The sequence below is a fragment of the Dictyoglomus sp. SSW genome (genome assembly GCF_055181335.1).
The window spans coordinates 570,079-592,153 of sequence record NZ_CM143705.1 but is presented as its reverse complement, the minus strand read 5'-3'; the positions used below and the strand labels follow the sequence as shown (position 1 = coordinate 592,153).

Below are 22,075 nucleotides of genomic sequence, written 5' to 3'. Positions count from 1 at the left end.
GTTAAAAATGGAAAGAAAACAGGAAGTAAAAATAAAGTTAGAGAAAGTTAGAAAATTTATGGAAGAAAATAAATTGTCAGCTATGCTCATTAAGAAACAACCAAATTTCTCATGGATAACAGCAGGTGGAGTAAATTTTGTAGGAATAGCAACAGAGATGGGAGTCACATCAGTATTAATTACTCGTAATGATCAATTTGTAATTGCTAATAAGATTGAGGCACGAAGAATGAAAGATGAAGAAGTAGGAGATATTGGCTTTGAAGTTCTTGAATATGAATGGTATGAAGACAAAGAGATGGAAATAGTAAGAAATATAGTCAAAAACGGAGAAATAGGATGTGATATAGTTCTTCCAGGCACACAATTTGTAGAAAATTCCTTTAGAAAACTTCGCTTTGAGCTTACAGAGGGAGAAATAGAAAGGTATATATTCTTAGGAGAAAAATTATCAAGAATAGTAGAAGAAGTGCTGATGTATGAAACAAAACCTGGCGATACAGAATTAGAAGTAGCAGGAAAAATATCAGCCAAATTATGGAAAGAAGGAATAGAACCTACAGCTTTTATGGTTTCCTCTGACGAAAGAATTAAAAATTATAGACATCCCATATCCAAAAACAAAAAAATAGAAAAATATGTTATGGCGTCAGTAAATGCTCGATACAAAGGTTTAATTGCCACTATTACCCGCATGGTATATTTTGGGAACTTACCAGAAAGTCTAAAGAAACAATATAGAGACAATGTAGAAATCGAATGCATTATGATTGCTAAAACTAAGATTGGAGAAGAAATGAGAGTTTCAGTTTTAGCAGCTATAGAAGAGTATGAAAAAAGAGGATACAAAGATGAATGGAAACTACATCACCAAGGAGGATGCATAGGTTATTATCCCAGAGAGATAAGAGTAACACCATCTACCCCAGATAGAATTTTAAAAAATCAGGCTTTTTGCTGGAATCCTTCTATTTCAGGTACTAAATCAGAAGATGGATTTATAGTAACAGAGAAAGGACTATTAATGATTACAAAACCAATTATTTTCCCCACTATAAATTTGGAAATAGAGGGAATAAATTTTGTTAGACCGGATATTCTGGTAATATCGTAAAGGAGGGGCCTTATGGAAAAGGCAAGGATAGGACTTGTAGGTACAGGTTTTATAGCTAAAATTCATATAGCTGCATATAAAGAAATTGCTCCATATGCACAAATAGCAGGGATTTGTTCCAGAAAAAAAGAGAACGCAGAGAACTTTGCAAGAGAACATAATATTCCTAAAGTATTTGATAATTTTGAGGAATTATGTACTTCTCCTGATATAGATATAGTTGATATATGCACACCTACCAACCTACATGATGAAGTAATAATTTGTGCTGCTAAAAATAAAAAAAATGTGATATGCGAAAAACCTCTTACTGGGTATTTTGGAGAAGACAGTGAAAAGGAATTTGTCGGCATAGAAGTACCAAAGAGTCATATGTATAAAAAGGTATTAGAAAAAATAGAGAAAGTAGAAAAAGCCATTAAAGAAAATAATATAAAGTTTATGTACGGTGAAAATTTAATATACGCTCCCTCTATTGAGAAAATGAAAAGAATGATATCAGCTTCTTCCTCTACTATCTTAGAAATTCGGGCAGAATGTAGCCATTCTGGCTCTCATGCAAGTTATGCTAAGCTCTGGAGAACATCAGGCGGAGGAAGCCTGATGAGACTTGGGTCTCATCCTGTAGCTGTTGTTCTTCATTTAAAATATTATGAGGGAATCCAAAGATATGGAAAACCTATTAAAGCAAAATCTGTGTTAGCAGAGATAGGAAATCTTACCAAGATAGAACCTTTTATAAGAGAAGAAAAGCACTACGTAGCAACTGCCTGGGAAGATGTAGAGGACTGGTCAATCCTTATAATCAATTTTGAGGATGGAACAAAAGGAATTATATTCTCCAATGATATTAGTTTGGGAGGTCTAAAAAATTGGATTCAAGTATCTCTATCCAAAGGTCAGATATATGCAAATATAAATCCAAACAATATGATGGTAGCCTACGCTCCTGAAAAGGAAATTTGGAAAGATGAATATATTGCTGAAAAAATAGAAACAAAAGAAGGCTGGAATTTTCCATCCCCTGATGATTTCTGGACCAGAGGCTTTCCTCAAGAATTAAAGAACTTTGCTATATCAGTAATAGAAGATAAAGAACCTATATCAAATTTTGAACTTGCTAAGGAAACTATAAAAGTAATATATGCAGGATATCTATCAAGTGAAGAAGGAAGAAAAATAGAGCTTTAAAAAATAAGGCTGGGAAGAAATCAAGAATGTTCTTCCCAGCCTTAAAATAAATAATAGGGGGGTTCTATATGAAGAAATATTTTATCTTAATTTTAACCCTTTGTGTAGTATTTGCCATAAACAATATCAATGCTCAAAACATTACTACTATAAAAGCAGCTACACCTTTCCCCAAGGGACATATCATAACTGATGCTATGGAAAACTTTAAGTCTATAATTGAAGCAGAAACAAAAGGAAGAATAAGAATAGAACTACAAATTGCCCAAGATACAGAAGAAGGCGTAAATGACAAATGTGCAAAAGGAGAAGTCGACATGCAATTCACTGGTGGCAGAGCCTTAGAAGTATTTGCTCCACAATACTTCTTTATAAATGCTCCCTTTGTTTTAAAAGATTACGAACATTTCTTCCGCCTAATGAAAGGACCAATTGGAGAAAAAGCTAAAGCAGAGATCTTAACAAAAGGTAAAATGTATACTCTTGGATATCTATATCGAGGCTATAGACAAATGACCTCTAACAAACCAATACTTGGACTAAAAGACTTAGAAGGGCTAAAACTCAGACTTCCTGTAGTACCAACTTGGATTAAAGTTTGGGAAGCCCTTGGCACTAAGCCAGTCCCTGTACCTCTCACAGGATTATATCAAGCCCTAAAAGAAGGGACAGCTGAAGCTTCTGAAGGTGATCTTACTCAGATATCTGGATATAAATTATACGAAGTACAAAAATATCTCATAATCACAAATCACCTTGTTTCCTTCGGATGGGTACACATGTATAAACCAACCTTTGATAGGCTAACCCTTTCAGATCAACAATTATTTAGAGAAACAGTTGAAAAGGTATGTGACCAAGCCACTAAAAAACTCTTTGAAAACGAAAATAACATACTAAAGTCTCTTATAGAAAATGGTATGACAGTGATCTATTTAGATTCTAAAACAATGCAACAAATAAGAGAAAAAGCAAAACCAGCTGTTGAAGAGCTCTTTAAAACAACATGGCCTGTAACAACATGGGAAGAAGTCTTAAAACAATAAAAGAAAGCCATTGAAAATTATGGAAAATTTAAAGAGGCTGGCATATGCCAGCCTCTTTTATAAATAAAAAAGGAGGTGAGCTTATGGGACTTAAAGGAGATATCTCAACAATGTCCATGTGGGAAATATTCCAGTTAATCTCCATTAGCAAAAAAACGGCAAACTTCAATTAGAATACAATGAGAATCTGGCAGAAGTTTATTTTTCAGAGGGAAAAATAGTTTATGCAAAGTCTGGAAAATTAGAAGGTATAGATGCCCTAATAGATATATTCTTATGGTCAAAAGGAAATTTTAATTTTTTACAGAACATCAACCCACCCAAATCTACCATGACATTAGATATTTTTGAAGTTTTATTTCAACTGGATACATATGTGGATAAAATGAATTATTTCTCTGATTTTATTTTAGTACCGATAAATATGGAGGATTTATCTGAAGAAGAATACAAAATTGTTTCTATTCTTGATGGAATAAAAAACGTTAAGGAAATTATAGGAGAATACAAAGGAATAAAAACAGAAGGATTAGAAAATATAATAAAGCTCAATAAAGACAAAAAGATCATAAGAATTACTGATGATACTAATATCTTCTGGTTTTATCTCTTTTGTCGTATATGGGATTATTTAATAAAAGAATCCAATAAACTAAAAATTAATGAACAAAAATTAAGAGATTTTGCCAGAAAATTTATAGATAGAAGTGGATCATATCTTAAAGAGATTTTTAAGGAGATAATTTCACCTTATAATATCTCCCCTCTTCATTTTTATAAATACATTAAAGAGGAAACTATCAACCAAGAAGATATAGAAAATGTTTATGAAAACTTGATTTATGATGAAAAGATTCCTTGGGACCATATCTATAAAACTATAAAAGATTTTTCTCACAAAGCCATACAAGATTTTGTAAAAGACTTTCTGATAAAACTCTTTTCCATAGAAGAACCTTTATACAAAAAATATCTTGACTTAAATACAAATCACTTATATCAAAACTTTAGTGACAATCAACTAAGAGACCTATACATATATAATGGAGAGATATCTTCTTTGGAGGAAGAAATCCTTTCATGGTTTTTGAATGGTAATAGAAATTTAGAAACTTTTGTAAGAGATTTTATCTTTGACGAGAAAAAGAACCTAATTATTTTCAGCAAACTAATAGATGAAGGTAAAATTATTTCTATATTTGGAAAAGAAAAGTCGACAATTATACATAAATTTATTGAACTTTGGAAAGATATTAAAAATGAATACAAAAATAATAGTAAATATATAGAAATTTACAAAAAAGTGCGAGAGTTTATAGATAAAGATTCAAGAGATACAAGATTTATAGTAGAAAAGATTATAGAAGACTATCCCATCAATTGGAGGTATATCTTAAATAAACTTACATTAATTTCAGAGGAAGAAGTGAAATTGTTTACATATGATATTTTATCTTTATTTGAAGTAAGTAATAATCCCAAATTAAAAGATAAGATATCGACTCTTAAAGCTTCCCTATAATAGTAATAAATAAGGGAAGCCCGAAGGCTTCCCTTATTTTGATACGGTAATGGGGGTAGGTGACCTCTATACAATCCTTGATGTTAAATAGTTTACTACAGGAGATTCAATTATTAAATACTCAACTTCTAAATTTTTTACATTTCTTTCTTCCTTCTTTATAGTCTTTATCTCTTTTTCACTTAATGTTGGAATTATATTAACCTGTTTAAGGATTGCTTTCATTTAGCATCCCTCCTTTTTCATTGTTTTCGAGTACTATTATAATTTACCCGTGTTAATATAAATTTAAAAGTTAATTAAATTTATTTTAAGTAAATTTAAGCACAATTTAAAATAAAATAGTTACATAAAAAATAATACTTAAAAAAATGATAAGATTCTTTAATAAGGCAATAGCTTTCCTTTGTATGTTTTAAAAATCAGTATTGACAATATAATTATATAAATGTTAGAATTCCTAAAATAAATTTTTGAAAATTACTAAGGGAGGTGCATAATTTATGTCCTTTTCTAAACCTAATTTCTCAGAAGCCACTTTGACCCGCCTTCGTCTAAAAGATTATTCTCCATTTAGTGGAATGTGTGTCACCTGTTTGGATGGATGTCCTGGATATTGTGAAATTGCAAAATCAGCTGTAAGAGGAAGAGAATATATTTATCCAAAGCCTTACGGTAAAGTAACATCAGCCTCCGAAAAAGACTACCCAATAGATTTTTCCCACTTCAATATCAATGGTACCTGTGTCGGAGCTCAAGGAGTAGAACCAGATCCTGATAAAGCAACTTTTCCTGCAGTAGACATAGAAACAAAAATAGGTAACATTAAATTAAGAGGTCCATGGTTTACTACAGGTCTCGGATCTACCTTCATCGCAAGAGATAACTGGGAAGGCGTCGCTATTGGATCTGCCCTCTTCGGTACAATGGTAGGAGTCGGTGAAAATGTATGTGGTGTAGATCCAGATGCTGAATTCAAGAATGGAAAAGTTGTAAGATCTCCTGAAATGGAAAGAAGAATTAAATTATTTAAAGAATGGCAAAAAGATGGTTATGGTGGAGTTATAGTTCAAGAAAATGTAGAAGATTCAAGACTTGGTACATTGGAATATGTGATTGAAAGTTTAGGAATAGAATTTGTAGAGATAAAATGGGGACAAGGAGCAAAAGATATAGGAGGAGAAATAAAACTCTCTGATATTAAGAGAGCAAAACAGTTAAAAGATAGAGGATATATTGTTTTCCCTGATCCAGATGATCCTGTAATTCAAGAGTTATTTGCAAAGGGTGGAATTAAGGAGTTTGAAAGACATTCAAGACTTGGTATGGCATCAGTAGAGGGATTTGTAAAAAGAGCAGATGAACTCAGAAAAAGAGGAGCCAAATATATATCATTAAAGACAGGAGCTTATAGACCAAAAGATCTTGCCCTTGCTTTGAGAGCAGCATCTGAAGGTAAGGCAGATTTACTAATTGTAGATGGCGCTGGCGGTGGAACTGGAATGAGTCCATGGAGAATGATGAATGAATGGGGTATTCCTACCGTCTACTTGGAAGCTTTAACCTACAAATATGCAAAGATGTTAGCAGAAAAAGGGAAACATGTACCTGCAATAGCAATAGCTGGTGGATTTACCTTAGAAGATCACATCTTTAAAGGTCTTGCATTAGGAGCTCCATATGTAAAGCTTGTGGCTATGGGAAGAGCCACACTTACTGCAGCTATGGTAGGAAAAACTCTTGGAAACTTAATTAAGAGTGGAAATATACCAAAAGATTATGCAGAGTATGGTAATGATGTAGAAGAAATCTTTGTAGCAGTTGCAGAAATGAAAAAACTCTTTGGAGAAGATTGGAAAAAGATTCCACCAGCAGCCCTTGCAGTTTATGGATATTTTGATAGATTAGCTGTCGGCTTAAAACAATTTATGGCAGGAGCAAGAAAATTTAAGCTTGAATTTATCTCAAGAGATGATATTGTAGCTCTTACAAAAGAAGCTGCGGAAGTTACAGGTATAACCTATGTAATGGATCTTGATCACGATGAAAGTATGAAAATCTTATTCGATTAAGAAATAAGAAAATAAAGAGGGGATAGGGATAATTTTTTAATCCTTATCCCCTCTTATCCTTTTAGTTTCTCTTTTTTAATTCTTTTTTGTTCATACATGATTTCATCGGCTTTTTGAAGAAGATCTTCTAAAGAAACAGGATTCTTAGGATCATAGGTCACAATTCCTATACTTATAGATATCTTATAGGGTCTATCTTGCTTGCTATTGAATTCTTCTATCTTTTCTAAAAGCCTTTTAAGGACTATTTCTTTATGATTTTCTTCCCCTATAATACCCATAATTACAAATTCATCTCCACCAAACCTTGCTATAAGGTCGTTCTGTCTAAGGGTTTCTCTCAAAATATTAGCTAAATCAATAAGGGCTTGATCTCCCACCTGATGTCCATATTTATCATTTATTTCTTTCATGTGATCAAGATCAATAAACATAACAATTATCTTTTTATTTAATCTATTAGCTATAGAGAAGGTATGCTCTGCCAGAGTCATAAATCCACGTCGGTTGTAAAGGCCCGTTAGAGCATCGGTTATAGAGAGTAACTTTAATTCTTCTTCTAACTTCTTCCTATAAGTTATATCAAGAATTGATAGGAGTATTGATTTTTTACCTTTATAAAGAACATTAACCATAGAGATCTCTAAATATGCTATTTCGTTATTTATTTTTCTTATTCTAATTTCATCTATTATATATTCAAAAGTATTTTCTAATATCTGATTATACCTTTCCAAAAATCTATTTTTGTCCTCTTCATAAACATATTTTGTAAAATCATTTAGAGTTTCAAGTCTTGGTGGATAACCAAGGATCTCAACAAACCTTGAATTAGTGTATATGAATTTATTATCTTGTAATAAAGAAACACCAGTAAGAGACTGTTCTGCTAAAACTCTATACCTGGCCTCAGATTCCCTTAACGCTTCTAATAGCTCAATATTCTCAAAGATTATGGCAGCTTGCATAGTAAGTGTTTCTAAATTGAGAATATCATCCTGTTTAAAAGAATTCCTTTCAAGAGACTCTAAAACTAATATGCCTAATACCTTCTCTTTACCTAATATAGGAACAGCTAAGACAGAATTTGATACTGGATTAACACATTTTATATCTGTTTCCCCAGTATAAGGTATATAAATAGTTCTCCTTTCACTAAGAACTTTTTTTAAAATACAAGAAGGGCTTTCTAAGTCTTTTGAATAATCTAATACACTTTTTGTAGATCTTTTCAGAAGAAAATTACCATCTTTTATCAAAAAAAGATAAACAAAGGGAGCATTACTTATTTTTATAGCTCCTTCAAAAAGTTTATCAAATAATTCTTCCCTATCTAAGGTAAAAATAGATTTTTGAATATCATTTAAAACCTTTAAACTTCTTATTTGCTTTTTATAATTTTCTTCCCTTTTTACCCTATCTGTTACGTCTTCAATTATCGCTATTATGCCTTTTTCTACATTTCCCTCTAAAAGAGGAAACATCTGTACAGTTTGTTGCATATATTTATATTCTTCATCCTTTATTTCAATAGGTATAAGGTATTTATGAAATCTTTGAGAAAGAATAACTGAACTTCCTTGCAATACCTGCTGAAAATAATTTTCAAATCTTTTAATCTGGGGAACTACCTCAAAAATATTTTGGCCAATGATATTTTCTTTTTTTATTCCTGTATTTACTTCAAGCCACTTATTCCAAAATATAACTTTAAAATTGGTATCTGTAATGAAGATACCCCATATACTGTATTCTTCAAGCCATGTAATGAGACTACTAAGAAAAAGTTCATTCATATTTATCCAATCTTTTCAAGGCTTTCCAAAAGTCTTTCTAAGGAAGAGACTCCCAAGATTATTACCAAATATCCCTTTATACTACTATCTCTCACCTTAAACTGAGTTATAGCTATTAAGGCATATTTTAACTCCTCTTGAGATATTACAAGAGTGTCAAGCATCACATTGAGAGCTTCTAGATGGATTTTAGGAACAGAAAAGGTAATATGAAGCTGCAATAAGTTTCCAAACATTCCAAGACATGCATTAAGTAGAATATTTCCTATCTCCATTAATACTTCTTTTAAAGATGGGGTCAAATAATCAACTTCCAAATCTTCTCCAGATAATAGGTTTGTAAGTTTTACAGCACCCTGATAGTCTAGAAGAAGAAGTGCATCTCCTGCTACAGGTCCTGAGAATATCTGGTGTACTGTAGTCACATCGCCATTAATCTCTTTCATGAGCCTACCCTGCAATTCACCAATAGGAACTATATCTACCTTAGGTGGTTCCAATAAAACTCTGTCTCCTGTAATCTCTGATAAAGAGGCTGCAGCTCTTGAGAAAGCAATATTAATAAGCTCGGAAAGAGCATCTTTTTGATTCTCATTTAAGATCATATCTTATCCTCCCGAAATTTTCTTAAGAATGTTTAAAACCTCTTCCTCAACAACTGGCTTATTTAAAAAAGCAGTAGCCCCTTTTTGCGTGGCAAGCTCTTTCGTTTGTCTTTGTATATCAGCTGAAACTATTATAACCTTCGCAGAGTTATCTATTTCCTTAATTTTTTCAAGAACCTCAAGCCCATTTAATCCCTCCATAGTAAGATCCAAAAATACCACATCAGGCTTCTCAAGATAAAATTTTTCCAACCCCTCTATACCACTTCCTGCCTCAATTATTTCATGATTTTCCTTTTCTAATACTCTTTTCAAAATCCTTCTTGCAAGACTTGAATCATCAATAAGAAGAATTTTCATTATTGCTTCCCCCCATAACAAAATTTATTATCTCTTCCGCCATATTATAAAGAGGAATACTTTTATCACTTAATCCTCTCTCTTCGACAGCTCTTGGCATGCCGTAAATTATACATGTTTCCTCAGATTCGGTAAATACAATTCCCCCTTTTGATTTTATTACTTCTACCCCTAAGAGTCCATCATTTCCCATCCCTGTCATTATAATACCAAGAGTTCTACTACCAAATATTTCTCCTGCAGATTTAAACAAAACATCTGCTGAAGGTCTATGAAGAGTATCTAAAGGTTTTAAATCCAGTCTCACCAAAACCTTATCATCCATTTTTTCAAAGAACATATGTTTGCCTGCAGGTGCAATATACACCTTTCCTCCCTGTAAGATATCACCATCTTCCGCTTCTTTGACCTCTAATTCAGATATTTCATTTAATTTTTCTGCAAAAATTTCTGTATATCCTATTGGCATATGAATAACAATAGCTATTGGAACTGGAAAATCCCTTGGAAATTTTGGTATTAAATACCTCAAAGCCTGTGGGCCTCCAGTAGAGATTCCAATAACCACAACATCTACTCTGGTCTTTTTAATTTCTTTTTTAATCTCTAATTTAGGTGTGGGTGAGCTGATAACTTTTTTGACTTTTTCAAGAGATATCATACTTGCATTCTTCACTTTTTCTATAAGCTCATTGGATATCTCGTAGATCTTTTCAGAGGCTAATGCAGTGGGTTTCTGTATAATATCTACTGCACCTAAATTAAGAGCCTCAATAGCTAAATCTCCTGTCTCACTTGCTATACTTACTATTACAACAGGAAGAGGTCTTCTTTTCATTTGTTCCTTTAAGAAGCCAATACCATCAAGTCTCGGCATAATAAGGTCCAAGGTTACTACATCAGGTTTTAATTCTTCCACCTTTTCAAGAGCTTCTTCTCCATCTCGTGCAGTCCCTACTACCTCAATAAAAGGACTTTTAGAGAGAATATTAGTTAATACTTTTCTTACAAAAGCAGAATCATCTACAACCAGTACTCGGATTATTCTATCTGGATTATTTTTTGACATATACAAAAGCACCTCCAATAATTTGTAAATCAAAGGAATGGGAAAATCTAAGTAAGGACTCTGATAATCCAATAAAGAGATAACCAGGATTTTCCATATTCTCTTCAAATATCCTTATAACTTTCTGTATTATGTCATCAGAAAAATATATAAAAACATTTTTACAAAAAATAATCTTTGACTTCGATAAATCCACTATCTCTTGCTTACTTACCAAATTTGCTTTTTTCCATATAACCTTTTTATGTATATCTGGTATTATTTTATACCCATTTTCTACTTTTATAAAATATTTATCAATTAAATCATTTGGAAAATTTCTAAAAGACCTTTCTTTATAAATTCCTTTTTTAGCCTTTTCTAAAGCAGAATTACTTATATCGCTTGCAAATATTTCTATTCGCATCTTATCAAACCAACCCTTTTCATTTAAAACAATAGCTATAGACAACGGTTCCTCTCCTGTAGCACATGCACTACTCCATATCTTTACATATCTTTCCCCTTTTTCATAAAGATCAGGAATAATATGTTCAGATAAAACTTTTAAATGTTCATATTCTCTGAAGAAATAGGTCTCTTGCACAGAAAGAGCATCAGCTATTTTATCCCATTCCTCTTTTCCCTCAGGGTCATATTTTAAGAAATAGTAATAATCAACAAAGTTAGTAAAATTCCTTTCTAAAGCAAGGGGAGTAAGTTTATCTGCTAAAATATCTTTCTTCGAATCATCGTAATATATTCCAATTTTATCTTTGATTAAATCTCTGAGAAGAGAAAAAGAATTTCCAGGAAAATCTAAAGTCTCTTGATAGAAAATCATATTTCCCTACCTTCTAATATATTTTTTACAATTTGTATAATTTCAGAATCCTTCTCTTCTAACAAGAAGTCCTTAAGGATTTTATATTCTTCTATTGAACCCAAATTGTGTAAAGAAAATATAGCTTGAATTTTTACATCCCTATCATCGTCTTTTAAAAATTGAGCAATATATTTTGTAACCCCTTTCCTTTTTCTCTCTAAAGCAAGAATCAAAGCTTTCTTTTCTATTTTTGTTATATTGTTACATGCTTTCAATAAATTTGGGATTTCTTCTAAAGGTATTTGAGAAAGAGTATCAATAGCCATATCTCGCTTATCAGCATATAAACTGAGAGACAATATAGCCCTATAACTTTCTAAGATACCCATTTGTAAAAAGGCCAAAAGAGCTTCTTTTATTATATCCTTATCATTTTCTGTTATAGTGCACCAAAGTATATTTTGTATCACTATAGGATTTTTCTTATTTTTTAACGCTCTTATTGCTTCTTTTTTTAAATCTTTATCTCTGGAGTTAAGAAATTGCAAAAGCAAAGGTATGGTCTCAGGATGATCTATGTTACCAAGAGCAGATATGGAATTTAATATTAAGTCTTTGTTATCAGAGTCTAAAAATTTTTGGATTAAAGGTATAGCTCTTTTATTTCCTATCTTTCCTAAGGATTCAATAATAATAGCCTTTACTAACTCTGACTCCTCTCTGTGTAATAAATCTTCAAGCAAATCAATAATATAGGGAGGATTATGGAAAACTAAGGATTTTACTGCATAATAAAGGAGAGGAATCTTTTAATGCTATCTCTATTAATGGTAATGCTTTTTCTTTTTCTATATATATTAAAGCTCTTGCTATCACTTCCCTTATTTTTCTTTTCTCTTTTTCTAAACCACTTTTAAGAATCTCAAAAATTCTTTCATCATCAAAAAATACTATATTCTCATATACTGCTTTCCTTATTTCTTCATTATCCTCTTCCAAAAGTTTTATTAAGTCGTCTTTATACTCTTCATATCCAAAATATCCTATTATCTTTATAGCAGATTCCTTTTCATAACAATTATTACTTACTAAGAGTTCTTTTACCCTTTCTCTCATTTCAGGATGCCCCAAAGAATTCAAGGCAGATATTATTGACTGTCTTATATAGGGATTAGGATGTCCTAATTTCTTAATTAATGGATCAAAAGCCCTTCTATCTCCTATTTTGGCCAACGCTCCTGCACAAACAATTGTAAGATTTTCGTCTTCTAATTGTTCTAATATGTAAGGTACTGCCTTTTTACTTCCTATTCTTCCTAAGGCCATAATAGCTAAGGTTTTTATCTCTATATCTTCATCCCTTAAGCTTTCTATAAGCAAATCCTCTATTTCTTTTCCATATTTAATAAGCACCTCAATAATTTCATTTCTCACGTTTGGATTTCCAATAAACTTTATTAAATATCTTTCCACAGTAGGATCCTTAAGGTAGGCAAGAATAGGTATGATGTTTTTTAGAGTTTCCTCTCTAAGTTTAAAAATAAAATCTAAAACATTTTTTAACCCTTGGGGTGTTAAATTGTCCTTTATCTCTTTAGCAATATATTCACCCTCTTCGTATATGTTCTCATATCTTCTATATATTTTTCCTAAGGCCTCTAAAATATCTTCTATATATTCAGGCGATTGATTTAAATGATTTACAAGTATTTTTACTGAATTTTTATCTCCCAATTCTCCTAAAATCTCTATTACGTGAGGTTTAAAGAGTTCATCTTCAAAATAAGGATAGATTTTCTCAATAATAGTTGGATCATTTATTTCTTTTAAGGCATTTAAAATCGCTACTCCTAAATAATAGTTTTTACTTTCAAGAAATTTCAAAAGATAAGGTACTGCTTTTTGAGATTTTTTATTCCCCAATCCTTCTATAGCTGAAAACACCACATTAGGATTACTATCTGAAAGGGCAGATATTAAAAGATCCTCTGCTTCTTCAAAATTAATATTTGAAAGTATCTGAACTGTATAGAGTCTTAAATCTGGATCTTTATCCTTCAACATTTGAGAAAGGGCATATAAAATATCTAAATCAGTAGTGGAGGATAGAATTTGAATCACACTATTCAATACACTCAAATTTCGGTATTCTTCTTTCATTCTCTTTAAAAGTTCATAAGCAAATTTTCCACTTTTTTTCTTTATCTCTTCCACCGCAATCTTTCTTACTTTCCAACTTTCATCATTAATAGCTTCTACTATTCCTTCATCTTCCATTTGACTTAACTTCTTTAAAGCCAAAATTCTCTCCTTTTCATCAGGGCTTTTCAGTTTCTCTTTTAACTCCATTTCTTCTTCTAAAATCTGAGTAACATCCTCAATAGTTATTATCAAACCTACAACCTCTTTCTCTGTCTTTAGCGGGGCAATAGTAACTCTCTGTCTCATTTTATCAAAATACTTGGAAGGATAGGATAGTTCAATAGGTATAAGATACTTGTGAAATCTTGTAGATAGAATTCTTACCACACCATTTTGAAGTACTTCTTCAAAGATTTTAGTGATACCTCTATCTATCAAATCAGGATATATCTCAGTGATTAATTTTCCAACTATATCCTCTCTTGGAATTTTTGTTTTTTCTTCTAACCAACTATTCCAGTAAGTAATTATAAGATTTCTATCAGTAGTAAGAATACCATAATTTTCTTTATCCTCCATTTTCTCTTTCCTCCATTTTATCCATACCTTCTTGTATCTTAGAAATACTCTTTGATAGAGCCTCTAAATTACTAATATTTCTCTTATTAGCTTCTGCTATTTCTTTTATCTGTTTTGCTATTTTGGTTATATTTTCAAACACATTTTTATTGGCAATAACTTGTTCATCCATTCCTTTCTTTATACTATTAAGTTGTTTCCTTATCATCTCTATAGCCTTCACAATTTGAGATGATGCAATAGCTTGCTCAGATATTGCCTTACTTATACTATTAATTAATTTACCTAATCTTTCAGTTTCTTTCGCAATTTGATCACTGGCAATAGACTGTTCTTGCATAGCTTTTGCAGTGTTTAATGAAATTTTTCTCATTGAATCCACTGCTTGTACAATCTGGTTAGCTCCTTTTGCTTGCTCCTCTGTAGCCTTTTGTACTAAGCTTGCAAGTCTCGAGGTTGCTTGCCCTGATCTTAATATTTCCCTGGCAGCTTTTGATTGTTCCTGCATAGCTTCAGTTATTTGTTTTGTTATTCTCCTAATATTGTTTACATTTTGTACTATAGAATGGGCTGTTTTATTTTGCTCTGAGGTTGCCTTTGCAATCTCTTCTGATTGTTTAGAGGTAATATTTACGGTATTAACCATATTTTGACCTGCCACCAACTCTTCCTCACTGGCTCTTGCTATTTGAGAAATCATAAGAGTTGTCTCCTCTATTCCAGAAAGAATTCTCTTTAAAGCATTAGCTCCTTCTTCTGAAAGATTTGTGCTTTCCTCTACTACTCTTAGTCCCTCCTTAGAAGCTGACACAGCTTCTTAGGCCACTTCTTGCAAATTTCTTATAATCTTTCCAATATCAGAAGTAGCCTTTGTAGCTCTTTCTGCCAAATTTCTTATCTCCTCTGCAACCACAGCAAAACCTCTGCCTGCTTCTCCAGCTCTTGCTGCCTCTATGGAAGCATTTAAGGAAAGAAGATTAGTTCTTTCAGCTATAAGGTCTATAGTATCCACTATTTCATTAATTTCTCCTGCCCTTTTTCCCATTTCTTTAATTACCGATGATATTTGTTCCATCACATTTCTTATCTTATTGATACCTTGAATAGCTTTTTCAATTGTAATTCCCCCTTCTTTTGCCTCTCTCTCAAGTCTCTTTGAGGTTTCATCAGCTCTTTTTGTAATATCCACTACCGATCTTATAGACTTATCAAGCTGTATAGCACTTGTGGCACTATTTTGTACCGCTGAAGTTATATCTTCAGCTCTCTTTGCCACATTCTCTATAGATCTTGCCATCTCTTCTATAGCAGTTGCTATTTGTTCCACTGATGAAGATAAATTTTCAACTGAAGCTGTTACCTCTTCAATAGAGGAGGCCATCTCATTTATAGAAGAAGTTGTTATTTCTGCAGACTGCAAAAGTTCTTTTGCATTATCTGCTACTTGCTGAATTGAACGAGATATTTCCTCTATAGAGGATGCCGTCTGTGTTACTGCAGAGGCAAGAGAATCAACATCAGCCGTAACCCCTTTTATAGATTGGGACATTTCCGTGATACTTGCAGAAATCTCTTGAGATGATGTAGCCATCTCTTGGGACATCTGATTTACACTCTGGATCGAATTAGACAATTCCTCTATACTTGCTGAAATTTCCTCTACTGCAGAAGAAAAACTTTCAAGGTTTTCTTTGAGTTCCTCTATAGAAGTAGAAAGTTCATTAGTAGAAGATATGATATTTTCTGTTGAAGAAGTTATATTTTCTGATTCAATTGTTATTATCTTCAAATCTTCAGTCAATTTTTCTAATTTATCCAAATCTAACTCCTCACTTTTTCTCCTTCTCATCTTCTAAGCCTCCTTCTTTTAGAATCTCTTTAGGATTTAATATCAAAATTAATCTATCTCCAAGATTAGCAATTCCCTCCAAAAATTTTTCCGATATACCAAAAATATTTTCAAAAGATTCTTGAATCTTATCTGGTGGTATAGAGATATATTCACGAGCAGAATCTACAATAAGCCCTACCTCTTTATCTTCTATTTTAATAACAATCATTCTTGTTTTTATATCATACGGAATTCTCTCTAATCCCATTCTTGCCCTTAAATTAATTACTGGTATTACTTTTCCCCGAGAAAGGGTAACACCATCAACATAAGGTGTTGCATTAGGCACAAGGGTAATATTCTCCACCATCTCTATCTGCTGAATATACTTACTTTTTATACCGTAAAAGGTTTCACCTATTTTAAAAACCACATAAGAATTTTCTTCATCAATGATGTAAAACACTTTTTTCACTCCTTCCCTTTAGAAGTCCATCTATATTTAAAATCAGTACAACTTTTCCATCCCCAAAATCTGTTCCCCCCCATAATGGCAGGATTTTTAAGTATAATAGGATCCGTAATAGATCTTACTACTGCCTCTTTCACACTTATTACCTTATCAACTCCTATTCCAATATCTTGATTTTCCTTTGTTACAATAAGAAGATGATATTTCTCTTTCTTCTCTGTAGGAAGGTTAAAAATCTCAGAAATAAATAATACAGGAATACTTTTGGCTCTATAGGGAATCATTTTTATCCCTTTGAACCTTACAATATCCTCATTTTTTACCTCTATGATCTCCTTTATATAGGATTGAGGAATAGCATATCTTTCTTTTCCTACCTCTACCAATACTGAATCCAAAATAGCAAGAGTTAAAGGAAGTTTCAAAATAAATCTTGTGCCTTTATCTTTCTCACTACTCAAATAAAGATTACCACCCAATTCCTGGATGGTATTTTTCACTACAGACATACCTACTCCTCTTCCGCTTTCTCTATCTGCCGAATCTCGTGTGGAAAAATCTGGAGAACATATAATTTCTAACACCTTTTCATCCGAATTTAATTCATCTCTACCTCTTATCATTCCAAGCTCTAACGCCTTATCCGCTATTTTATCTCTATCTATTCCTTTACCGTCGTCTTCTACTTCAATAATCACATTATCTCCAGAAGTATAAGCTCTTAAATATATATTCCCATAAGGATCTTTACCCTTTTCCAATCTATCTTTCTCTTCCTCAATTCCATGACTTACAGCATTCCTTACAAGATGTAAAAGAGGATCTATTAATCTTTCCACGATATACTTGTCAAGTTCCGTTTCTTTTCCCAATATATGTAGATTTATTTTTTTCTTGCTTTCTCTAATAAGATCTCTTATAACAAACTGCATTCTTTCAAAAGCTTCTCCTATGGGTACTAATCTGACTTTCATAAGACTTTCTCTTAAATTTCTTAAATTCTTATCTAAAAGTCTTATGGTCTCAGAAAGTCTACTTTGCATTATTGGTGATACTACCGATTCTATTTCTTTAAAATCTTCTTGTAATCTTGACTTTGTAATTACCAATTCTCCCACAATCCTCATAAGTTCATCTAATTTGGAAAGATCCACTCTTATAAATGTGGTAGGAGAAAGGGTAGTTGGAACAGATTTTACTTTTTCCTCTAATCTTCCTTTTTCTTCTTCAGGATAATATTGAATATTCAACTCTTTAAGAAATTCTAAATTTGATTCATCATCACAAGAGAACAAAAACTCAAAATATATCTTTTTATCCTTATCCACTTGTGGTATGGCTTTAAGTAATTTGGTCTTCTCTTGAAGATTTTTTCTTAAAAATTCTACATTTATACCTTTTTCAGATAGTTCTTGAGAAGGATAAAAACAATTTTATATACCCTTTCTTCTTTTTTCTTTTCTACCTCTTCCTTAAATTCCTTAGGAGTCTCATCATGAGTAGTGAGTACCTTTAACTTGGAAAGTGCCTCTTCTATATCAGGAATTTCTTTATTCTCCTTTTTGCACAAAATGACTTCTTCCAATAGCTTTACACCATCTCTAAGTAATAAAAGATCTTCTTCTTTAAAACTCTTTTTTCCAGTCCTCAGCAATTTAAGATAACTTTCCAATTGATGTGATAATTTTTCAGCTTGCAATATACCTACCATGGCAGAAAGACCTTTTATGGTATGAAAACTTCTAAAAAGCTCATTTATTATCTCCTCATTAATTACTTCTTTGTCTAAATAATCTTCTAAAGCAATAAGATTTTTCTTTATTGATAATAGGTGTTCATCACATTCAGCAAAATAATCTTGCAATAAAGAATCTAAAAACTCCTTATCATCTTTCATCTAATTTCACTCCTTAAACAAAAACCTCTTAACATTATCCAAAAGTTCCTGGGGATTAAAGGGTTTTACCACATACAAATTAGCTCCTTCTTTTATAGCTGTTTCCTTCATTTCTTCGTCTCCACGAGTAGTTAATATAATTACAGGAATATCTTTATATAAATCATGCTTTCTCATGAATTTCAAAACCTCAATTCCATGCATATCTGGCATATTAAGATCAAGAATCACTAAATCAATCTTTTTTAATGCAAGTTTTTCAAGAGCAAATAAACCATTTTCAGCTTCCTCAAACTGAACCTTGGGAATCTTTGATAATACAGTCATAAGCATTTTACGGATAGTCTTAGAATCATCCACTAATAATATTGTCTTCATATATTCTTTTCCCCCAATTTTTTCTATTATTTCGTCAATATGAGAAAACAGCTCTGACTTTGAAATAAAGCCATCTGCTCCTACTTCATTACTTGCCTTTCTGTATTCCTCGTTATCATATAAAGTTAAAATAATTGTTTTAGGTGGATTCTCCATTTTTTTTATTTCCTTTATAGTGGCAAAACCATCCATATCTGGCATAACTATATCCACAAAAACAAGATCAGGTTTTTTTTCTCTCACAATTCTTATTCCTTCTTGGCCTGAATTAGCAAAACCTACAACTTCAAAATTCTCTTCTTCCAAAATCTTTACTGCAGAATTTATAAAATCTTTACTATCATCAATAAGCACTACTTTATACATTTTTCTACTTCATCCCCCTTGTAAAAGGATAGAATAGATATGGATATAAATCTATAAGGATTTTCCTTAAGATTTTTTAGGGAAAGTTCTTATGGGTACATATAAATTAAATATCAGTTAATCCATGTTTAATGGCATATTTTACAAGTCCGGGTATATCATATATTCCTAACTTATCCATAATTTGAGATTTATGAGTTTCAACGGTCTTTACACTTAAGTTTAGTTTATTAGCTATTTCTTTAGTAGAATATCCCTCTGCTATTAACTTAAGAATCTCCTTTTGACGTTCTGTAAGAACCTCTAATGGGTTTTCAAGGAGATCTAAATAATCCTTTACTAACATTTGAGCTATCTTAGGACTAATGTATATATTACCTTCATATACTGATTTAATTGCGAATTCCAATTCAATGAAGGAGGAATCTTTTAATATATAACCTTTAGCCCCATATCTAAAGGCTTCTCTTACATATTCTTTAGAAAAATGCATAGATAAAATAATTATCTTGGTTTCAGGTGAAATTTCTTTAATCTTCTCACAAAATCTTATTCCAGAAACCTTTGGCATTGAAATATCAAGTATTAAAACATCTGGTTTAAGATCGGATGTTTTTAATAACGTTTCTTCTCCATCTCCTGTCTCTGCAATTACCTCTATGCCCTCAACATCCTTTAAAAGAGATTTAATCCCTTCTCTTACCAAAGTATGGTCATCAGCAATTATAATTTTTATACTCATATATTTCTCTCTAAAGGAATATTAATTTTTATTTCTGTACCCTTTTGGATTTCACTTTTAATCTCAATTCTTCCGTTAAGTAGTTCAACCCTTTCCTTTATACCAAGAAGCCCTAAAGCCCTCCCTTTACTAATATCCTTAAAAACCTGTTTTATATCAAATCCTTTTCCATTATCTTTAATAAATATCTCAATTTCATCATCTTCTTGTATTACTCTTAATAAAACCTCTGTAGCTTCAGCATGTCTCACAACATTAGTTAGACCTTCTTGAATTATTCTGAAGATAGTTATAGAAAAATCTTTAGGAATATCCTTTTGTTCAAGTTTCAAGGAGAGTTCTATATTTAGATTACTTTTTTCCTTAATTTTATCTACAAGCCATTTTATAGCCGAAATTAGTCCTAAATCATCAATAAGGGAAGGTCTTAAGTTTAAAGAAATATCTCTTACCTCTTCTATAGCTCTATTTATTAAATTTATATTTTCTTCTATTTGCCCTTCAAAATCTTTACCTATTTTCCTCTTTAGTAATTCCAGGTTAATCTTTATAGCAGTAAGTATTTGCCCTATTTCATCATGTAACTCTCTTGCAATCTTTTTTCTCTCTTCTTCTTGAGCCTTTATTAAATATCTGCTAAGATTTACCCAATCACTACTGTCCTTTGAGTTTTCAAAAGATTTTTCTTTTTCAGAAGATATAATCTTCACCCCTTAATTATTTAACTTCTTAAAAATTTATATAATAAATTATAACTAATTTCAACTAAGTATCATTATCAGAAATAATCACTATAACTATATCATTCACATTTGTATGCGTAGGTCCAACTTTGATTAAATCACCCAACTTATCGAAAAAATGATATGAATCATTATTTAGAAGATATAATACTGGATCTAATCCTAATTCTCGTGCCCTTTTAAGAGTAGTAGTATCGGCATATGCTCCAGCTGCATCACAAGGACCATCTCTTCCATCTGTGGCAAAAGCCATCATATAAACCTTCTCTAAATCATCTATTTCAATAGCAAAAGATAAAGCAAGTTCTTGATTCCTACCCCCTAAGCCACTGCCCTTTATAGTAACTGTTGTTTCACCCCCAAAAATAAGAGCACATGGTGAAGAAATAGGATTTCCTGAATATTTTATCTCTCTAACTATACCTGCAATTACCTTAGCTACTTCTCTCGCCTCACCCTCTAAAAAACCTGAAACAAGAATAGTATTGAAACCTAATTCCTTTAACCTCTGCATCACTTTCTCTAAATAATCCCTATTAGAAAGGATAATCAAAGCATAATGCCTACTGTCGATAGATTTTGGAGTCTCTGGAATATCTCCTGCCATTCCCTTCTTTATAAGCTCTTTAACCCTATCTGGTATCTTTTCCCATAAATCATATTTAATAAAAATATTGTAAACATCTTGATATGTGGTAGGATCAGGAACAGTAGGACCAGAAGCAATACTATCCAATGGATTTCCAAGAACATCAGATATTATTAAAGTAACAATTGTTCCTTTACATATATCAGCAAGTTGTCCACCTTTTATCTTGCTTAAATGCTTTCTGACAGCATTTATCTCTTGTATTCTGGCAGAACATGATAACAAAAGTTTAGTGGTCTCTATCTTATCCTCAAGCAATATCCCATCTCTTGGTAATGGAAGAAGAGCTGATCCTCCACCCGATAATAAGAATACTAATATATCCCCTTCCTCCATACTTTTTACAAAATCATAAATTTTCTCGGCAGCTTTAACCCCATTCTCATCGGGTATAGGATGAGAGGAATGTATAACCTCAATATTTCCCTCAAAAGATCCCTCATATCCATAAGGTACTACTACATATCCTTTATTTATCAGATCTCCTAAGATTTCTATAATCCCCTCGGTCATTGTAAAAGATGCTTTACCAACAGCAAGAAGATATACTTTGCTTTTTATTTCAAACTTTCTCTCCTTTACCTTTAACAATTTATATTCTGGATCATAGGAAACATATTTTTTAATTGCATCTTTTGGATTCAAACTTCTTATAGTATCTATAATGATATTTTGTAATAAATTTTTCACATTCTT

At 31.8% G+C, this 22,075-nt stretch carries 22 protein-coding genes and 1 pseudogene; 6 read left to right on the top strand and 17 right to left on the bottom strand.

Annotation, left to right across the window (positions count from 1 at the left end; translation table 11 throughout):
- Window positions 1–7 precede the first annotated feature (7 nt).
- The 5 genes and pseudogenes from ACY3JM_RS02710 to ACY3JM_RS02690 all read left to right on the top strand — a co-directional run bounded on the left by ACY3JM_RS02710 (window position 8) and on the right by ACY3JM_RS02690 (window position 4,873).
- Window positions 8–1,114: a M24 family metallopeptidase gene (locus ACY3JM_RS02710; protein ID WP_463083258.1), complete on the top strand. Its 1,107-nt coding sequence runs from the start codon at window positions 8–10 to the stop codon at window positions 1,112–1,114.
- Between the two features lie 12 nt (window positions 1,115–1,126).
- Window positions 1,127–2,305, top strand: a complete 1,179-nt coding sequence (locus ACY3JM_RS02705; protein WP_463111640.1) for a Gfo/Idh/MocA family protein — start codon at window positions 1,127–1,129, stop codon at window positions 2,303–2,305.
- A 68-nt stretch (window positions 2,306–2,373) separates the two neighbouring features.
- Window positions 2,374–3,351 carry a TRAP transporter substrate-binding protein gene (locus ACY3JM_RS02700; protein ID WP_463111639.1) on the top strand — a complete coding sequence of 326 codons (978 nt, stop codon included), beginning with the start codon at window positions 2,374–2,376 and terminating at the stop codon, window positions 3,349–3,351.
- A gap of 187 nt (window positions 3,352–3,538) precedes the next feature.
- Window positions 3,539–3,676, top strand: a pseudogene (locus tag ACY3JM_RS02695) (DUF4388 domain-containing protein); the annotation flags it as partial.
- Window positions 3,677–3,682: 6 nt separating this feature from the next.
- Window positions 3,683–4,873: a hypothetical protein gene (locus ACY3JM_RS02690; protein ID WP_463111638.1), complete on the top strand. Its 1,191-nt coding sequence runs from the start codon at window positions 3,683–3,685 to the stop codon at window positions 4,871–4,873.
- Between the two features lie 66 nt (window positions 4,874–4,939).
- Here ACY3JM_RS02690 and ACY3JM_RS02685 read toward each other — a convergent pair whose 3' ends face one another.
- On the bottom strand, window positions 4,940–5,098 hold the full coding sequence (locus tag ACY3JM_RS02685) for a hypothetical protein (protein ID WP_463083254.1): 159 nt from the start codon (window positions 5,096–5,098) through the stop codon (window positions 4,940–4,942).
- Window positions 5,099–5,376: 278 nt separating this feature from the next.
- Between ACY3JM_RS02685 and ACY3JM_RS02680 the strand changes: the two genes are divergently transcribed.
- Complete coding sequence (locus ACY3JM_RS02680) at window positions 5,377–6,945, top strand: FMN-binding glutamate synthase family protein (protein WP_463083252.1); 1,569 nt, start codon at window positions 5,377–5,379, stop codon at window positions 6,943–6,945.
- Between the two features lie 53 nt (window positions 6,946–6,998).
- On the opposite strand, the gene ACY3JM_RS02675 is transcribed toward ACY3JM_RS02680, so the two are convergent.
- From ACY3JM_RS02675 to ACY3JM_RS02600, 16 genes are all read right to left on the bottom strand, one after another.
- Complete coding sequence (locus ACY3JM_RS02675) at window positions 6,999–8,741, bottom strand: sensor domain-containing diguanylate cyclase (protein ID WP_463111637.1); 1,743 nt, start codon at window positions 8,739–8,741, stop codon at window positions 6,999–7,001.
- Between the two features lie 2 nt (window positions 8,742–8,743).
- Window positions 8,744–9,346 (bottom strand): chemotaxis protein CheC, encoded by a 603-nt coding sequence (locus ACY3JM_RS02670; RefSeq protein ID WP_463083250.1) that lies wholly within the window; start codon window positions 9,344–9,346, stop codon window positions 8,744–8,746.
- A 3-nt stretch (window positions 9,347–9,349) separates the two neighbouring features.
- A complete protein-coding gene (locus ACY3JM_RS02665) occupies window positions 9,350–9,706 on the bottom strand; it encodes a response regulator (protein ID WP_463083249.1) in 357 nt (118 codons plus the stop codon).
- The gene (locus ACY3JM_RS02660) at window positions 9,687–10,775 is read right to left on the bottom strand and encodes a protein-glutamate methylesterase/protein-glutamine glutaminase (protein WP_463083248.1); all 1,089 of its coding nucleotides are present in this window, start codon (window positions 10,773–10,775) and stop codon (window positions 9,687–9,689) included. Before ACY3JM_RS02660 ends, ACY3JM_RS02665 begins: the two co-directional genes overlap by 20 nt.
- The gene (locus tag ACY3JM_RS02655) at window positions 10,762–11,598 is read right to left on the bottom strand and encodes a CheR family methyltransferase (RefSeq protein WP_463083247.1); all 837 of its coding nucleotides are present in this window, start codon (window positions 11,596–11,598) and stop codon (window positions 10,762–10,764) included. Before ACY3JM_RS02655 ends, ACY3JM_RS02660 begins: the two co-directional genes overlap by 14 nt.
- Window positions 11,595–12,323, bottom strand: a complete 729-nt coding sequence (locus tag ACY3JM_RS02650) for a HEAT repeat domain-containing protein (RefSeq protein ID WP_463111636.1) — start codon at window positions 12,321–12,323, stop codon at window positions 11,595–11,597. Before ACY3JM_RS02650 ends, ACY3JM_RS02655 begins: the two co-directional genes overlap by 4 nt.
- Before the next feature lie 19 nt (window positions 12,324–12,342).
- Entirely contained in the window at window positions 12,343–14,301 is a 1,959-nt protein-coding gene (locus ACY3JM_RS02645; protein WP_463111635.1) for a HEAT repeat domain-containing protein, read from the bottom strand.
- Window positions 14,291–15,112 (bottom strand): hypothetical protein, encoded by an 822-nt coding sequence (locus tag ACY3JM_RS02640; protein ID WP_463111634.1) that lies wholly within the window; start codon window positions 15,110–15,112, stop codon window positions 14,291–14,293. Before ACY3JM_RS02640 ends, ACY3JM_RS02645 begins: the two co-directional genes overlap by 11 nt.
- Before the next feature lie 6 nt (window positions 15,113–15,118).
- On the bottom strand, window positions 15,119–16,150 hold the full coding sequence (locus ACY3JM_RS02635) for a methyl-accepting chemotaxis protein (RefSeq protein ID WP_463111633.1): 1,032 nt from the start codon (window positions 16,148–16,150) through the stop codon (window positions 15,119–15,121).
- Window positions 16,131–16,598 carry a chemotaxis protein CheW gene (locus tag ACY3JM_RS02630; RefSeq protein WP_463083244.1) on the bottom strand — a complete coding sequence of 156 codons (468 nt, stop codon included), beginning with the start codon at window positions 16,596–16,598 and terminating at the stop codon, window positions 16,131–16,133. The genes ACY3JM_RS02635 and ACY3JM_RS02630 overlap by 20 nt, the downstream gene beginning before the upstream one ends.
- Window positions 16,599–16,603: 5 nt before the next feature.
- The gene (locus tag ACY3JM_RS02625) at window positions 16,604–17,932 is read right to left on the bottom strand and encodes a chemotaxis protein CheA (RefSeq protein ID WP_463111632.1); all 1,329 of its coding nucleotides are present in this window, start codon (window positions 17,930–17,932) and stop codon (window positions 16,604–16,606) included.
- A gap of 62 nt (window positions 17,933–17,994) precedes the next feature.
- Window positions 17,995–18,501, bottom strand: coding sequence for an Hpt domain-containing protein (locus ACY3JM_RS02620; protein ID WP_463111631.1), 507 nt, complete (start codon window positions 18,499–18,501; stop codon window positions 17,995–17,997).
- Window positions 18,502–18,507: 6 nt separating this feature from the next.
- Window positions 18,508–19,245, bottom strand: a complete 738-nt coding sequence (locus ACY3JM_RS02615; protein WP_463111630.1) for a response regulator — start codon at window positions 19,243–19,245, stop codon at window positions 18,508–18,510.
- Between the two features lie 106 nt (window positions 19,246–19,351).
- The gene (locus tag ACY3JM_RS02610) at window positions 19,352–19,987 is read right to left on the bottom strand and encodes a response regulator (protein WP_463083241.1); all 636 of its coding nucleotides are present in this window, start codon (window positions 19,985–19,987) and stop codon (window positions 19,352–19,354) included.
- The gene (locus ACY3JM_RS02605; RefSeq protein WP_463083240.1) at window positions 19,984–20,697 is read right to left on the bottom strand and encodes a sensor histidine kinase; all 714 of its coding nucleotides are present in this window, start codon (window positions 20,695–20,697) and stop codon (window positions 19,984–19,986) included. The genes ACY3JM_RS02610 and ACY3JM_RS02605 overlap by 4 nt, the downstream gene beginning before the upstream one ends.
- A gap of 55 nt (window positions 20,698–20,752) precedes the next feature.
- Window positions 20,753–22,069, bottom strand: coding sequence for a glycerate kinase type-2 family protein (locus ACY3JM_RS02600; RefSeq protein WP_463083239.1), 1,317 nt, complete (start codon window positions 22,067–22,069; stop codon window positions 20,753–20,755).
- Between the last annotated feature and the right edge of the window lie 6 nt (window positions 22,070–22,075).

What these genes read in the sequence shown, in the direction of transcription:
- ACY3JM_RS02705 (WP_463111640.1), top strand. Translation starts at nt 1,127, where the DNA reads ATGGAAAAGGCAAGGATAGGACTTGTAGGTACAGGTTTTATAGCTAAA.
- ACY3JM_RS02615 (WP_463111630.1), bottom strand. Translation starts at nt 19,245, where the DNA reads ATGTATAAAGTAGTGCTTATTGATGATAGTAAAGATTTTATAAATTCT.
- ACY3JM_RS02610 (WP_463083241.1), bottom strand. Translation starts at nt 19,987, where the DNA reads ATGAGTATAAAAATTATAATTGCTGATGACCATACTTTGGTAAGAGAA.
- ACY3JM_RS02635 (WP_463111633.1), bottom strand. Translation starts at nt 16,150, where the DNA reads ATGAGAAGGAGAAAAAGTGAGGAGTTAGATTTGGATAAATTAGAAAAA.
- ACY3JM_RS02620 (WP_463111631.1), bottom strand. Translation starts at nt 18,501, where the DNA reads ATGAAAGATGATAAGGAGTTTTTAGATTCTTTATTGCAAGATTATTTT.
- ACY3JM_RS02675 (WP_463111637.1), bottom strand. Translation starts at nt 8,741, where the DNA reads ATGAATGAACTTTTTCTTAGTAGTCTCATTACATGGCTTGAAGAATAC.
- ACY3JM_RS02670 (WP_463083250.1), bottom strand. Translation starts at nt 9,346, where the DNA reads ATGATCTTAAATGAGAATCAAAAAGATGCTCTTTCCGAGCTTATTAAT.
- ACY3JM_RS02700 (WP_463111639.1), top strand. Translation starts at nt 2,374, where the DNA reads ATGAAGAAATATTTTATCTTAATTTTAACCCTTTGTGTAGTATTTGCC.
- ACY3JM_RS02655 (WP_463083247.1), bottom strand. Translation starts at nt 11,598, where the DNA reads ATGATTTTCTATCAAGAGACTTTAGATTTTCCTGGAAATTCTTTTTCT.
- ACY3JM_RS02660 (WP_463083248.1), bottom strand. Translation starts at nt 10,775, where the DNA reads ATGTCAAAAAATAATCCAGATAGAATAATCCGAGTACTGGTTGTAGAT.
- ACY3JM_RS02645 (WP_463111635.1), bottom strand. Translation starts at nt 14,301, where the DNA reads ATGGAGGATAAAGAAAATTATGGTATTCTTACTACTGATAGAAATCTT.
- ACY3JM_RS02690 (WP_463111638.1), top strand. Translation starts at nt 3,683, where the DNA reads ATGACATTAGATATTTTTGAAGTTTTATTTCAACTGGATACATATGTG.
- ACY3JM_RS02710 (WP_463083258.1), top strand. Translation starts at nt 8, where the DNA reads ATGGAAAGAAAACAGGAAGTAAAAATAAAGTTAGAGAAAGTTAGAAAA.
- ACY3JM_RS02685 (WP_463083254.1), bottom strand. Translation starts at nt 5,098, where the DNA reads ATGAAAGCAATCCTTAAACAGGTTAATATAATTCCAACATTAAGTGAA.
- ACY3JM_RS02680 (WP_463083252.1), top strand. Translation starts at nt 5,377, where the DNA reads ATGTCCTTTTCTAAACCTAATTTCTCAGAAGCCACTTTGACCCGCCTT.
- ACY3JM_RS02665 (WP_463083249.1), bottom strand. Translation starts at nt 9,706, where the DNA reads ATGAAAATTCTTCTTATTGATGATTCAAGTCTTGCAAGAAGGATTTTG.